The following is a 14,492-nucleotide window of genomic DNA, read 5'->3' on the forward strand; positions in this document are numbered from 1 at the left end:
TAACTAACTAACTAACTAACTAACTAACTAACTAACTAACTAACTAACTAACTAACTAACTAACTAACTAACTAACTAACTAACTAACGTAATTTAATCACAATTTAAAAAAATAACAAATTAACATAAAATTATGCAAAACAACAACCAAAACAAACATCTGAAACTAATTTCATAAGTGATAGAAAGATCATCAAAAACCAATCAATATTTGATGGTAAAAACATATCTTTTTTTTTGTAGCTCAATATATTAAAAATAATATTAATGATTTTTTTACAAAAAAAGAGAAGCAATAAATTGCTTCTCTTTCTGTTATAATAAGTTACTTTTTCTTGCCTTTCGTCTGCTCCTGCGCTTTCTGGGCGTCCTGAGCCTTTTCCATCATTTCTCTCATTCGCTTTTGGAACTTTCCTTCCGCTTTAGGCTTTTCTTTGTTAGCCTGAATTTGAGCATGGATTTTCTTTTCATCCAGAATTACATACTTAATGACGAGGATAATCAAGATATTAATTGCATTCGATACAAAATAATACCAAGATAAACCAGATGCAGAAGTATTCAGGAAGAATAAGAATGTGATAGGGAAAATATACATAATCACTTTCATATTTGGCATCCCCTCTTGTTGTGGCTGCTGCATATTTCCTGAAGTCATTACGGTATAAATTAAAATCACAATTGTACATGCAATCGCAAAAACACTTAAATGATCTCCCAAGAAAGGAATTTTAAATGGCAATTTAATCAAATCATCATATGCCGTAAGGTCTTTTGCAAACCAGAATCCTTGTCCTCTCAAATCGATAAAGTTCGGGAAGAATCTAAATAATGCATAGAAAATAGGAATCTGTACCAACGCCGGAAGACATCCCGCCATTTGATTTACCCCTGCTTTTCTGTAGATTTCCATGGTTGCTTGTTGCTTTTTCATAGGATCTGCATCCTTGAATTTTGCATTCGCTTCATCAATTTCAGGACGAATTACTTTCATCATCGCACTCAATTTATGCTGCTTATACATAATTGGCGATAAAATAAGCTTCACAATAATTGTCATTAAGAAAATTACCCAACCTGCAGATATTCCCCATCCAGCTATAACACTGTATAACCACATGAAGAAATAACGGTTCATTCCTCCAATGAAAGACCAACCTAATGGTAAAATTTCGTCAAAGTTTTTGTCGTAAGATTTTAATAAAGGTAAATCCAATGGCATAAAATACCATGTGAAATCCTGATTAAATTCGCCTCCGTTCATGGCTACGAAACCTTCAAAATTCAGTTTCTTCAAATATTCACCTTCTTCAATACCTTCTTGATTTCCTTTACTGTGTGTGAACCCTGTTTTAGATTCGATTACAGAAGAGAAAAACTGCTGTTTTACACCAATCCAGTTAAGGGTTTCTTTATCCTCAGTCATATCTGTTCTCCCGTCATAATCATAATCTTTATAATTATTAAATGCATAAACAAATTCTGAATGGGTCTGCTCCTGAGCTCTACCTTTTTCTAAATTTCTTACTTGGTAATCCCAAATAAAATCTGCTTTGTTATCAGAAGTTACATTGGATAAGCCTTGAGTTCTTACTTTAAAGTCTAATGTATATTGATCTTTAAGCTCTGCTTTAGGATTATTATTAATCGTATAAATAAACTGAATGGTTGCACCGTTGTAGTTTGCCGTTAACGTAACAGCATTACCATTAACAACCGGAGAGAAAACCAAATCTTTGGTATTAACCGTTTTTCCAGATTTATCTTTGAACTGAAAACCGTAGCTCGAGTTATTTTTAGTAATCAAATTAAGGGGAAGATCTGCCTTATCGGTTTTGTGATCATACGCTTTATACTTTAAAAGCTCAACTTTTGAAACCTGACCTCCCAAACTTGAAAACTCAAGTTTCAACTCGTTGTTTGCCAAATTGGAAACCTGAATCGCATTCGGGGTTACATTGGGATTGATATCGGCTGCCGGAGTTGGTTTGGTGGCAATTTTAGCCTGTTCTGTTTTCTGTTGCTCAGCTTTCAGTTTTTCTTGTTCATCATTATTCCTTTGGAAATAAAACATGAATCCGAAAAGAACCAAACATAAAACCGCAAAACTAATAATCTGCTTTTTATCGAGTCCGTTGTTCTGTTGCATTTTATTTTTATTAAAATTTTTAAATATATTCTACATTAAATTAACCACAAAAGATATATCTCATTTTTAAAGATCATCTATCTTTTTATCTGAAAGAACACATAATTTTTGAAAATCTTCAATTTTTCTTTTTGTGAGCTTCTTATTTTCTAAAACAAAAACATTAAACCTAAAGCTTTTGTTTCTTTTGTAGTTAGAAATTTTCAATTTAAAATGTATATCAAAATGTTATACATTTTAGAGTCGACAAAAATACTGTTTTTTTATCAAAACTCTACAGTATAATGTGTTACTATATAATAAACTCAGACTGATTATTCTCAGTCTGAGTTTATATATAACGTTTATAATTTGATAATTACTTTAGATTCAAACTTTATCGGTTTTAAAAACCTGTAAGTCATCACCATCCAAAAGGTTTTACAAATTAAATCCCTTATTATTTTTGTTCACAAGCCTTGATAAAAGCTTTGAATAAAGGATGCGGAGTTGCCACCGTACTTTTGTATTCCGGATGATATTGTACTCCCACGTAGAAAGGATGATCTGTCATTTCAAGTGCTTCAACCAGTCCTGTTTCAGGGTTTGTACCTGTTGCTAAGAAACCATTCTTTTCGAATTCCTGAAGATAATCACTGTTGAATTCATAACGGTGACGGTGTCTTTCAGAAATATTTTTAGCTCCGTAAATCTCATATAACTTAGATGCATTCTTCAATGAACATTTCCAAGCACCAAGACGCATTGTACCTCCTTTATCTACAACATTTTTCTGCTCTTCCATGATAGAAATTACAGGATCCGGTGTAGACGTATCAAATTCCATAGAGTTTGCTTTTGTATGTCCAAGAACATTTCTGGCAAATTCAATGGTCATAATCTGCATTCCTAAACAAATTCCTAACATCGGAACTTTATTTTCTCTTGCATACTGAGCAGTAAGTACTTTACCTTCAATTCCTCTGTCACCAAAACCTGGAGCAACAAGAATACCATCAACACCTTGTAAAGTTTCTTGAATATTTTCAGCAGTAATCTCTCCACTGTATACCCATCTTACTTTCACTTCAGTCTCAAGACTTGCCCCTGCATGTTTGAAAGCTTCAGCAATAGAAATATAAGAGTCTTGTAGAGAAATATATTTTCCTACTAAAGCAATTTCTACCGTTCTTTTAGGATTTTTGAATTTTTTAAGGAAAGTTTTCCAGTCCTTAAGATCAGCTTCTTTATCATTTTTAAGATCCAATTCTTTTAGAACGACATCATCAAAATTTTGTTTCTGAAGGTACATCGGAACTTCATAGATTGTCTCCAAATCTTTACATTCAATCACATTTTCTAAAGAAACGTTACAGAATTGAGCTAATTTTGCTCTCTGATCTTTGGGAATAGTGTGCTCTGTTCTACATACTAAAACATCTGCCATAATTCCGCTTTCCATCAATTGACGAACAGAATGTTGAGAAGGTTTAGTTTTTAATTCTCCACTTGACGCCAAATAAGGCAATAGAGTTAAGTGAATCACCATAGAATTTTTCTCTCCCAATTCCCACTTCAACTGACGTACAGTTTCAATGTATGGTAAAGACTCAATATCTCCTACAGTTCCACCAATCTCTGTAATGATGATATCGTAGTTCTGCTTAGATAGCATTTTAATTCTACGTTTAATTTCGTTGGTGATATGAGGGATTACCTGCACTGTTTTCCCAAGAAAGTCTCCTTTTCTTTCTTTATCAATTACAGTTTGGTAAATCTTCCCTGTTGTAACGTTGTTATTTTGAGAAGTAGGAGCATCAAGATAACGCTCATAGTGTCCTAAATCCAGATCTGTTTCTGCGCCATCTTCGGTTACATAGCATTCTCCGTGTTCATAAGGGTTTAATGTTCCTGGGTCGATATTAATATAAGGATCCAGTTTTTGAATCGTTACATTAAAGCCGCGTGATTTTAGTAGAAGTCCCAGAGAAGCAGAAACGATTCCCTTTCCCAAAGATGAAGTTACACCTCCTGTCACAAAGATGTACTTTGTATTCTTTTTACTCATTAGATTAGGTTTGTGCAAAGTTAGGGCAAAAAGCAAAGCAAAGCAATTTTGTTGGCGTTTTAAATTTTGAAATATTCATTTTTCCAGAAATAAATAATGTTTCACACGCGAAAATTAACACTCAAGCTTCCTTGTTTAAAAAATAAAAAAGGTTTCTCAAAAATCATTCGAGAAACCTTTCACCTAAACCAAATTATATATAAAAATTATTGTTTCGTTAATTCTAAAAATAGACTTACTTCAACATCTTTAGCAATACCTGCTCCTGTTGGATCAAATTTAATATTATAATCTAAACGATTAATCGTAAATTTCGCTTGTAAACCAAGCACTTCTTTACCTTGTTGATTTTTGACAATACCACCAAAAGTTACCGGAATACTGATTTCTTTTGAAACATCTTTGATTGTTAATTCACCCTTAAGTGTGTAACTTTTATCTTTTCCCTGTGATACAGTTACTCCTTGAAATCTGATTTCTGGAAATTTTTCTGTGTCAAAAAAGTCTGCACTCTTCAGATGTTTATCTCTAGCCTCCACTCCTGTATTGATTGCTTCTGGATAAGCAGTAAAATCAAACCTAGCATTATCCAAATAACTCCTGAAGTTTCTACTTTACCTATAAATTTATCAAATCTTCCTTGCACAAAACTAATTCCCATGTGCTTGATGTTGAAATTAATAGATGAATGTGCCGGATCAACCGTCCAAGTAGTTTGGGCAAAAGTAAACATGCTTACCAAAGCAAAAGCAAAGCTTAATAGTATTTTTTTCATTTTTTTAAATTTATAATGACAAATATAGTCAGTATATTATTATTGAGTATTGACCTATGATAAGATAAAAAATTAAAGCATATTTTCATAATTTTACGGCATGGCAAAACTTAAAACAGCATACTTCTGTCAAAACTGTGGTTCGCAATACCCACAATGGACCGGGCAATGTAAAAACTGTCTGGAATGGAATACTTTAGTAGAAGAAGTGGTAGAAAAAACCTCATCAAAAACACCTCCTTTTTCAAAATCAAAACAAAGCGTCATCAATATTATTGAAGTTGAAGCCATTGAAGAACCCAGAATAAAAACACCTTCCGATGAGCTAAACCGTGTTTTAGGTGGCGGAATTGTTTTAGGATCTGTCACTTTAATAGGCGGTGAACCCGGAATTGGTAAATCCACTCTACTTCTTCAGCTTGCTTTAAAAATGAAAAAGAAAATCTTCTATGTTTCTGGGGAAGAAAGTGCTTCACAGATTAAAATGAGAGCCGACCGTTTAGCCGATGTCAAAAATCCGAACTGTTTTCTATACACCGAAACTTCTTTAGAAAAAATTCTTCATGAAGCTAAAAAACTAGAACCAGATTTCGTGATTATTGACTCTATTCAAACCTTACAATCTCAATTGATTGAAAGCTCGCCTGGAACTGTTTCCCAAATCAGAGAATGCTCAAATGAGATTATTAAATATGCCAAAGAGAACAACGTTCCCGTATTTTTGGTTGGTCACATCACCAAAGACGGACAAATTGCCGGGCCAAAAGTTTTGGAACACATGGTCGATGTCGTTTTGAATTTCGATGGCGACAGAAATCACCTTTTCAGATTATTAAGAGCTAATAAAAACCGTTTTGGTTCAACCGCAGAGATCGGTATCTACGAAATGGTTTCTCAAGGTTTAAAAGAAATAAAAAATCCTTCCGAAATTTTAATTACCAAAAAATTTGAAGAACTTTCCGGAAATTCAGTAGCAGTAACTTTGGAAGGAAACCGACCGATGCTTTTGGAAATTCAGGCATTGGTAAGTACCGCAGTTTATGGAACTCCGCAAAGAAGCTGCACAGGTTTTGATTCTAAAAGATTAAATATGCTTTTGGCTGTTCTTGAAAAAAGAGCAGGTTTTCAGCTAGGTGCAAAAGATGTTTTCTTAAATATCACTGGGGGAATTAAGACTGATGATCCGGCTTTAGATTTGGCTGTTGTCGCTTCAATCCTTTCCTCGAATGAAGATATTGCCATTTCTGAACATTTTTGTTTTGCTGGAGAAATTGGGTTAAGCGGAGAAATTCGTCCAATTGCACAAGCCGAACAAAGAATTACAGAAGCTGAGAAATTGGGTTATCAGAAAATTTTCATCTCGAATTTAAATAAACTTCCAAAGAAAAAGTTTGGGATTAAGATTGAAGAAGTGAGTAAGGTTGAGGATTTTCATGAGCGATTGTTTTAATATTAAAAAAGCATGTATATCAATATTTTACATTAATTTCTAAATTGATATTAAAATACTAACTAAAATCCTCAGAATTTTTTCTGAGGATTTGTTTTTTTATCTAAATTCATCTCTCGAAGAATTAAATTTAAAATGATTAAAAATCAAATTCATCAATATTATAATAATCTTGCAAAAACCTATGATGAAAACAGGTTCGAAAACTCTTACGGAAAATATATTGATAGACAGGAAAGGTATTTCTTAAATTCATTTTTTAGAAATAAAAACTATTCCAACGTTTTAGATTTAGGTTGCGGAACTGGAAGATTATTAAATTTTGCAACACATGGTGTAGATTTCAGTCAGGAAATGCTGAATATTGCCCAAGCTAAATTTCCTCAAAAAACATTAAAGATTGGTGATATTTCAAGCATTCCTTTTGAAGAAGAATTTGACTGTATTTTTAGCTTTCATGTTATTATGCATCAAACCAAACAAGAAACAGAGAACTTCCTTAATGAATGTCACAAAAGATTAAATAATGAGGGAATTTTGATTTTTGATTTTCCAACTAAAGCAAGAAAGAAAACACCCTTAACTCAGGAAGATTGGCATGCTAATAATGCATTTAGCACAGATGAAATTTCAGAGTTATTAAAAAACAATTGGCAAATTATTGAAACAAAAGGTATTTTGTTTTTTCCTGTTCATAGAATTTCAAAAAGTTTCAGAAAAATGTTTTTACCTTTAGATATAATGATTTGCAAATCTTTTCTGAAAAAATGGGCATCTTATCAAATCATCGTTTTGAAAAAACAATGAAGCAGTTTATAAAAGACTCACTTCCTTATCAATGGAAATTGCAATACCGATTATTGCAAAGATTTTTTCATGAACAAAAAAGCAATCATCTTTATTCTAAAATTTATAGCGAAAATGATATTGGCAATCACAAAATCGAGTTTAAACAAGGCATCAGAAAAGGAGATTTTCATGAAAATAAAATACACAATTTAAAAATCGTTTGTGAAAAAATAAACAATCTGATTATTCAGCCAAATGAAGTTTTTTCTTTTTGGAAAACCGTAGGAAAGCCAAGCAAACAAAACAATTTTAAAGAAGGCAGAAATTTAATTAAAAATAATATTTCACAAGATTTTGGTGGTGGAATCTGTCAGTTTTCATCCATTTTATATTATTCAGCTTTACAATTCGGATTAGAAATTTTGGAAAGATATCCTCATTCTGTGGATATTTATAAAGAAGACGAACGTTTCACGCCTTTAGGTTCAGATTCTACTGTGGTTTTTGGGTATAAAGATTTACAAATCAAGAATAATTTTCCGTTTCCTGTACAATTCCAATGTCGGGTAGATGAAAAACAACTTTGTTTCACGATAATTTCTCAAAATGAAATAAAACTCAACACCATCAATTTCAAATACCATGAAATCAAAAACGGAGTTTGGGTAGAAACTTTAATTAATGACCGAAGTTTATTTAAAAATTTCTATATTCGTTTATGAACTTTCTCGCCCACTCTTTTCTTACTTTCAATGACGGACAAATTGTCGGGCAGTTTCTCGAAGATTTTATTCGAAACAAAGACCGCTATTCATTCCCGAAAGACATTCAGGATGGCATTACTCTTCATCGCTCGATTGATACGTTTACCGATTCTCATCCAGCTATTCATGAGGCAAAAAAAGTCTTCAGTCCGCTTGTAAGGCTTTACGCGGGAGCTTTTGTAGATGTTTCAATGGATTATTTTCTGGCAACAGATTTCAGTCTCAATTCTTTGAAAGGTTGGAAAGAACATTCTTTAAAAGTCTACCGAGTACTTAATGAAAATGAGCAGTTTCTTTCAGAAAATTTCAAAAAAATGCTCGCAAAAATGGAGCATGACGACTGGTTATTCAATTACCGTGAAGATTGGGGCATTAAATTCAGTATTCAGAATGTTTTGAATAAAGCTAAATATTTAGATAAAGATATTCCCGTTTTCCAGGCTTTTTTAAACAACAAAGAGATTTTACAGAAATGCTATGACGATTTCTTTCCTGACCTTTTAGCTCATGCAAAAGCTGAAAATGCATTGCTGCAACTTCAAAAATAAATTTTAAAACTGTTGAAATAAGTATCGATTCGGATACGTCAGCTTTTCACTTTTACGGTTTCCATTAACGATAATATGAACGAGATTGATTTGGTCATCAAATAAATTGTAAAGAAAACTCACCGCAGCTTCTACTTTTTTTGGATTTTCCACTTTTTCAGATTCCAAATAAATATTTACAGATTCGCTGTCTTCTTCATAACCGACGTAATTTATTTTTAAAAACTCATTATCTGTTTTGAGTTTTAAATATTCAGCACTGTAATTTTTTAAAGCCTCATTAATCTGAGCTTTATATTTCACATCATTAAAATGAAAAGGTTTTCCGTATTTTTTACTAAGACCATTTTCTAAATCATCCAAGAAAAACCTTCCGGTAATTTCAAAGGTTTTTGATTTTGAATTGTAATTGATTTCTACCGAACCAACGTGATAAGGATGTTTTACTTTAGTGAAAGAAAAAAGAAAAAATAGAATGGAGAAAAAGAAAAATATTTTTTTCATTTTAGTAAATCAATAATTTTTTGTGGATCCTGTCGCACGTCAAAGAAAAGAAGAATCCTTATTTGTTTTTCATTTTCTTTCCTGAAAAACATTCTTACGTGTTTTTTACCGATTAAAGCTGAACGGATATCGCTAGAATATTTTTGAAACTGCCTAAATTTGCCTTGTTTTAAATCACCAGAAACCTTTCTAATGTCTTCCAGAAAGATTACAATTTCTCGGCTACTCCAGGTCTTTTCAAGAAATTCTATTTGGTCACGTAAGGAAATTTTTGCTATTTGGGAGATTTTAATCTGCATATTTCTTCATCAATATAATTAAAAAACTCTTCCTCAGAAATCATATCTTTTTCTTCTAGTCGGTCTGCATAATCTGCCAATTTCTCGATAAACCATTTTGGCGTACCATCTTCGTAAAATTCTTCATCTTCCTTTATAGAAACAGATTTAACCCCTTTTATTTTCTCTAAAAGTTGCTTGATAAAGGCAAAATCTTCCACATTTTCTAGTTCTATATTAACAATCATAACACTGAATTTTATACAAAGTTAAAATAAATTTTGTATCATCGCATTTCAAAAAAATATCGGAAAATGCAGGACTTTTTATTTTATTTAAAACTCGGTTGGGAACACATTATTTCATTAGATGCGCTTGATCATCAGCTTTTTGTTTTGGCTTTAATTGCTGTTTACACCTTCAAAGAATGGAAAAAAATTCTGATCTTGGTAACTGCATTTACCATCGGACATTCGATAACATTGGCATTAAGTATTCTTGATGTGGTAAGGCTTCCTTCAGATTGGGTTGAATTTTTGATTCCGTTGACGATTGTTTTAACTGCTGCCGGAAATATTGTAATGAAAAATAAAAAACAATCTCAAAATAAAACAAATTACTACTTAGCATTATTTTTTGGGCTCATTCACGGGTTGGGATTTGCCAATACCGCAAGAGTGATGATTGCCAAAAGTCAGAGCATTGCCGTTCCGTTGTTAGGTTTTAATATTGGTTTGGAAGCGGGTCAAATTGTTATTGTTTTTGCTATTCTAATATTGCTTTTCATTCTTTTAAACCTATTCAAGGTAAACAAAAAAGACTGGATCCTTTTTGTATCGTCGGGAGTTTTTGCATTAGCTTTAAAAATGACTTTAGAGAGAATTCCTTTTTAATCTAAAGCCTGAAATTAAAAATATACTTATGGTAACCAACAGTAAAACAATCATTACTAAAGTTGCCATAAAGTAACCATCTTCAAAACTAAAATAAACCCTGCCTACCAAACTTACCCCAAATCCTATAGAGATCTGTTGTATCGTCAAATAAACTCCGGTTGCAAGGGAAGTAATTGAAACATGTAATTTTCTCATTGCATTGGTAAACATAGACGGCAAAACGATTCCGCATCCTATTCCGTAAAAGAATAATACAACGCAAATAATTGGTAAGTTGATTATTGAGGTATTGATGCTATAAATATGGGCTACAAGTCCTAAGATCATGATCAGTAAACCGAAAACAATAAATTTTTCCTGATATTTATTTAAAAATCTCACGGATAAAAGAGAGGCTAAAACATAACCGATTCCCTGGCAAGCAAACAATAATCCTGTTTTTGTAGAGCTTAAATGATGATGTTCTTCAAAAAAATTGGCATTGATGAAAAAGTAAGAATCCTGAACGAGGTAATAAGTAACCGCCGCCAAAAGTGCAATTTTAAAACTTGGATATAAAAAAGGTTTCATATTGATTAAAACCTCTTTTCCTTTTTTAAATTTATTTTTTTGATTTAAAATAAAAATAATCAAACCTGCTAAAGATGAAAGCAACAATAAAATATTGCTTGGACTCCACCCTTCTTCTCCGCCAATTACAATTTCATACATCAAAACAATCAGGAGAATAATCAATATTATTTGTGGAAAGATTTGGATAGATTCTTTTCGGTTAATCTCAACTTCTTTCAAATATTTATTCGCTAAAATAATGACCAAAATCGCAATCGGAATATTGATAAAGAAAACAAGTCGCCACGCATCAAAACTAAAATGAAAATCAGGGATTATTCCGCCTAAAACCTGTCCTATAACCGAGGCGATTCCTGCAATCGCACCATAAATCCCCAAAGCTTTTACCCTTTCTTCTTCAATTGTAAAAACATTGGAAATTAAAGCAACACCCTGCGGAACCATAAAAGCAGCCGAGATTCCCTGGAAAAGCCGACTTACATTCAATGCTATTGCAGAAGTAGAACTTCCACAAAAAAATGAGAACAACATAAAGCTGAACATGGAAACGATAAAAGTTTTCTTGTGCCCATATTTGTTCCCTATTTTACTTCCTGTAATCAGAAAAGCACCGTAACCAATGATGTAAAAAACAATTATAAACTGCGTTTCGGCGGTACTTGCATTGATAGAATTTTTGATGGATGGTATTGCAATATTAACAATGAAAAGATCCAGAACACATAAAAAAATCGACATCGAAATGACAATTAAACTCAGCCATTTGTTAAACTCTTGAAAATTTCTCATTTTTATTGATAATATTTTAACTTTACGGCATCAAAAGTAAGAACCTCAAATCCTGCTGTCAAGTAGGTAAGAAAAACATACTCAGTATGAATTTTAATACTAATTCTGATAATGAAACCGTTAGCTGTACAGAAAATTTTCTTTTTCTGGCAAATAATTGCTACGCAGAGCACGCTTTGAAGATGATTAATGGAAAATGGAAGATCTCTCTGATAAAAATTATCGCTAATGAGTGTCCAAAAAGATTCGGAGTTCTGAAGCGGGAATTAGATAATTTAGCACAGGGAACATTAACCACGATTTTAAAAGAATTGGAAAATGATGGTCTTATTTTGAGAATTGCTTATGCTGAAATTCCTCCGAGAGTAGAATATAAATTAACAGAAAAAGGGATTGCCTTTTTGCCTATTATAAAATCAATGGAAGACTGGTGGTTAGCTTTTCCTGAAAACAATTAAAAATATTAGCTATGAAATTTAAAGTTGCTGCACTTTCAGTTCTATTTTATACCGGCGCTTTTGCTCAGAATATTCAAAATAATCCGGGAAGTAACCATGGGAACAGATTTGAACAATTAGGGACCATTCTTCCTACGCCAAACGTTTACAGAACAGCATCAGGAGCTCCGGGACAGGCTTATTGGCAAAACAGAGCTGATTACGACATTACCGCATATCTGGATGAAGATAAAAGAAATTTGAAAGGTTCGGAAACGGTTACGTATCACAACAATTCACCTGACGATTTAGATTACATTTGGCTTCAGCTAGACGAAAACCAGCAATCAACTTTAAATAAAGCAGATTATCAGTTCTCTTCTACCCTTCCAAAATCGTTGAATGACCAGCAGCTAAAAACGACAGATCTTCCTGCAAAAGATAACGGTCTTGGCGTAAATTTGGAAAAAGTAACTGATGCTTCAGGAAATCCTTTGAAATACACCGTCAACAAAACGATGATGCGTATTGATCTTCCTAAAGTTTTGAAAAAAGGCGAAAAATTCATTTTTAAGATCGATTGGAATTACAATATTCCAAACCGTATAAAAATGGGTGGTCGTGGCGGTTACGAAAATTTCGCAGAAGATGGAAATGATTTGTACACCATCACGCAATGGTTCCCGAGAATGTGCGTTTACAGTGATTTTCATGGATGGCAAAATCATCAGTTTACAGGAAGAGGTGAATTTGCTTTAGTTTTTGGAAACTATAAAGTTTCGATGAACGTTCCCGCTGATCACATTATTGGCGGAACCGGAGAATGTAAAAATTACGAACAGGTTCTTTCATCAGAACAATTATCAAGATATAAAAAGTCTCAGACTTCAGCTGAACCTGTAGAAATTGTGACTTTGGATGAAGCTAAAAAAGCAGAAAAAAATCATTCAAAACAAAGAAAAACTTGGGTTTTTGAAGCAAAGGATGTAAGAGATTTTGCCTGGACTTCTTCAAGAAAATTTGTTTGGGACGCAATGGGAGTTACCATTCCTGAAAACAACAATAAAGTAATGGCGATGAGTTTCTACCCGAAAGAAGCTTATGGCCTGTACAGAAAATATTCAACAAAAGCCGTTGCTCATACCATTAAAACGTATTCAGAATTTACAATTCCATATCCTTATCCGGTAGCGCAGTCTGTAGAAGCTTCAAATGGAATGGAATATCCGATGATCTGTTTCAACTTTGGAAGAACAGAAAAAGACGGAACTTATTCTGAAGGTACCAAAAACGGAATGATCGGTGTAATTATTCATGAAGTGGGGCACAACTTTTTCCCGATGATCATCAATTCAGACGAAAGACAATGGAGCTGGATGGATGAAGGTCTAAATACCTTTACCGAATATTTAACGGAAGAAAAATGGGACAATAAATTCCCTTCAAAACGTGGTCCGGCTTGGACGATCGTGGATTACATGAAGCTTCCGAAAGACCAATTGGAACCAATTATGAGTAATTCTGAAAACATTATTCAGTTTGGACCGAATGCCTATTCAAAACCAGCAACAGGATTGAATATTCTTCGTGAAACCATTATGGGAAGAGAGCTTTTCGACAAAGCTTTTAAAACCTATTCTAAAAGATGGGCGTTCAAACATCCTGAACCTGCAGATTTTTTCAGAACAATGGAAGATGCAAGTGGTGAAGACCTAGACTGGTTCTGGAGAGGTTGGTTTTATGGAACAGACCCTGTAGACATTGCGATCGATAAAGTGACCATGGCTAGTCCGGATTTCAGCACTGTAAAAGAAGCTAATGTAACTAAATACAAAGTAGAAGAACCTTTACAAAATCCTTTTGAAGACATTTCAAAGGTCAGAAATAAAGAAGATAAAACGATTGCATTTGAAGTAGATAAAGATAAAAATCTACAGGATTTTTATTACCGCTATGACCGTGGTCAGGAAAAAGTAGATACCAATAAAGAATACACTTTAAAAACAGAAGCAAATATCGCTTTAGACAAAAAAGAACAGGAAAAGCTTAAAAACATCAATGCTTATCAAATTGACTTTGTAAATAAAGGAGGTTTAGTAATGCCTGTTATTCTTGAATTCACTTTTGAAGACGGTTCAAAATTAAGAGATAAATCTTCGGCTCAAATTTGGAGACACAATGAAAAGAAAATTTCAAAAACGTTCTATTTCGATAAAAAATTAAAATCAATTCAACTGGATCCTATGAGAGAAACTGCAGATATTGATACTTCAAACAATTTCTGGAGCAATGACGGAAGCTCTTCTGAAACTTCAAAATTCCATGTTTTCAAAGAAAAACAAAATGGAACTGTGAGAGGAGGCGCCAATGGAAAGGTCAATCCGATGCAGGCTGCAGGAAAGAAAAACTAAAATTTAATAGAAGGTTCACTGATAACAGGTGGACTTTTTTTCTGCCAAAATTTCACATTAACATTTCAAAAGTCTGCCAAAA

At 33.0% G+C, this 14,492-nt stretch carries 15 protein-coding genes; 7 read left to right on the top strand and 8 right to left on the bottom strand.

Annotated elements, in window-relative coordinates:
- Nucleotides 1-325 precede the first annotated feature (325 nt).
- From yidC to AB671_RS22895, 4 genes are all read right to left on the bottom strand, one after another.
- Complete coding sequence (yidC, locus tag AB671_RS01355) at nucleotides 326-2,149, bottom strand: membrane protein insertase YidC (protein ID WP_066681778.1); 1,824 nt, start codon at nucleotides 2,147-2,149, stop codon at nucleotides 326-328.
- Nucleotides 2,150-2,588: 439 nt separating this feature from the next.
- Nucleotides 2,589-4,196, bottom strand: coding sequence for a CTP synthase (locus tag AB671_RS01360; protein WP_066681787.1), 1,608 nt, complete (start codon nucleotides 4,194-4,196; stop codon nucleotides 2,589-2,591).
- A gap of 206 nt (nucleotides 4,197-4,402) precedes the next feature.
- Nucleotides 4,403-4,735, bottom strand: coding sequence for a YceI family protein (locus AB671_RS22890; RefSeq protein ID WP_262484078.1), 333 nt, complete (start codon nucleotides 4,733-4,735; stop codon nucleotides 4,403-4,405).
- Nucleotides 4,711-4,971 carry a YceI family protein gene (locus AB671_RS22895; RefSeq protein ID WP_262484079.1) on the bottom strand — a complete coding sequence of 87 codons (261 nt, stop codon included), beginning with the start codon at nucleotides 4,969-4,971 and terminating at the stop codon, nucleotides 4,711-4,713. Before AB671_RS22895 ends, AB671_RS22890 begins: the two co-directional genes overlap by 25 nt.
- A 100-nt stretch (nucleotides 4,972-5,071) precedes the next feature.
- Here AB671_RS22895 and radA point away from each other — a divergent pair, with 100 nt between their 5' ends.
- From radA to AB671_RS01385, 4 genes are all read left to right on the top strand, one after another.
- Nucleotides 5,072-6,421, top strand: coding sequence for a DNA repair protein RadA (radA, locus tag AB671_RS01370; protein WP_066681790.1), 1,350 nt, complete (start codon nucleotides 5,072-5,074; stop codon nucleotides 6,419-6,421).
- Nucleotides 6,422-6,556: 135 nt separating this feature from the next.
- Nucleotides 6,557-7,228 (top strand): class I SAM-dependent DNA methyltransferase, encoded by a 672-nt coding sequence (locus tag AB671_RS01375; protein ID WP_066681793.1) that lies wholly within the window; start codon nucleotides 6,557-6,559, stop codon nucleotides 7,226-7,228.
- Entirely contained in the window at nucleotides 7,225-7,932 is a 708-nt protein-coding gene (locus tag AB671_RS01380) for a VanW family protein (protein ID WP_066681840.1), read from the top strand. The genes AB671_RS01375 and AB671_RS01380 overlap by 4 nt, the downstream gene beginning before the upstream one ends.
- On the top strand, nucleotides 7,929-8,522 hold the full coding sequence (locus tag AB671_RS01385) for an ACP phosphodiesterase (protein WP_066681795.1): 594 nt from the start codon (nucleotides 7,929-7,931) through the stop codon (nucleotides 8,520-8,522). The genes AB671_RS01380 and AB671_RS01385 overlap by 4 nt, the downstream gene beginning before the upstream one ends.
- 3 nt (nucleotides 8,523-8,525) lie before the next feature.
- On the opposite strand, the gene AB671_RS01390 is transcribed toward AB671_RS01385, so the two are convergent.
- From AB671_RS01390 to AB671_RS01400, 3 genes are read right to left on the bottom strand one after another with little or no spacing between them, the layout of a single operon-like run.
- Entirely contained in the window at nucleotides 8,526-9,026 is a 501-nt protein-coding gene (locus AB671_RS01390) for a DUF6702 family protein (protein ID WP_066681798.1), read from the bottom strand.
- Complete coding sequence (locus AB671_RS01395; protein ID WP_066681804.1) at nucleotides 9,023-9,325, bottom strand: hypothetical protein; 303 nt, start codon at nucleotides 9,323-9,325, stop codon at nucleotides 9,023-9,025. The genes AB671_RS01390 and AB671_RS01395 overlap by 4 nt, the downstream gene beginning before the upstream one ends.
- Entirely contained in the window at nucleotides 9,301-9,552 is a 252-nt protein-coding gene (locus AB671_RS01400; protein ID WP_066681805.1) for a hypothetical protein, read from the bottom strand. Before AB671_RS01400 ends, AB671_RS01395 begins: the two co-directional genes overlap by 25 nt.
- 66 nt (nucleotides 9,553-9,618) lie before the next feature.
- Here AB671_RS01400 and AB671_RS01405 point away from each other — a divergent pair, with 66 nt between their 5' ends.
- Nucleotides 9,619-10,197 carry a HupE/UreJ family protein gene (locus AB671_RS01405; protein WP_066681806.1) on the top strand — a complete coding sequence of 193 codons (579 nt, stop codon included), beginning with the start codon at nucleotides 9,619-9,621 and terminating at the stop codon, nucleotides 10,195-10,197.
- Here AB671_RS01405 and AB671_RS01410 read toward each other — a convergent pair.
- Nucleotides 10,177-11,562, bottom strand: coding sequence for an MFS transporter (locus AB671_RS01410; protein WP_066681808.1), 1,386 nt, complete (start codon nucleotides 11,560-11,562; stop codon nucleotides 10,177-10,179). The genes AB671_RS01405 and AB671_RS01410 overlap by 21 nt on opposite strands.
- An 86-nt stretch (nucleotides 11,563-11,648) precedes the next feature.
- Here AB671_RS01410 and AB671_RS01415 point away from each other — a divergent pair, with 86 nt between their 5' ends.
- Together AB671_RS01415 and AB671_RS01420 are read left to right on the top strand one after the other, a co-directional pair.
- On the top strand, nucleotides 11,649-12,020 hold the full coding sequence (locus AB671_RS01415) for a winged helix-turn-helix transcriptional regulator (RefSeq protein ID WP_066681811.1): 372 nt from the start codon (nucleotides 11,649-11,651) through the stop codon (nucleotides 12,018-12,020).
- 11 nt (nucleotides 12,021-12,031) lie between these two features.
- Entirely contained in the window at nucleotides 12,032-14,410 is a 2,379-nt protein-coding gene (locus tag AB671_RS01420; protein ID WP_066681814.1) for a M1 family metallopeptidase, read from the top strand.
- Nucleotides 14,411-14,492: the final 82 nt, after the last annotated feature.

Source organism: Chryseobacterium sp. BGARF1 (assembly GCF_001677955.1).
GTDB lineage: Bacteria > Bacteroidota > Bacteroidia > Flavobacteriales > Weeksellaceae > Chryseobacterium.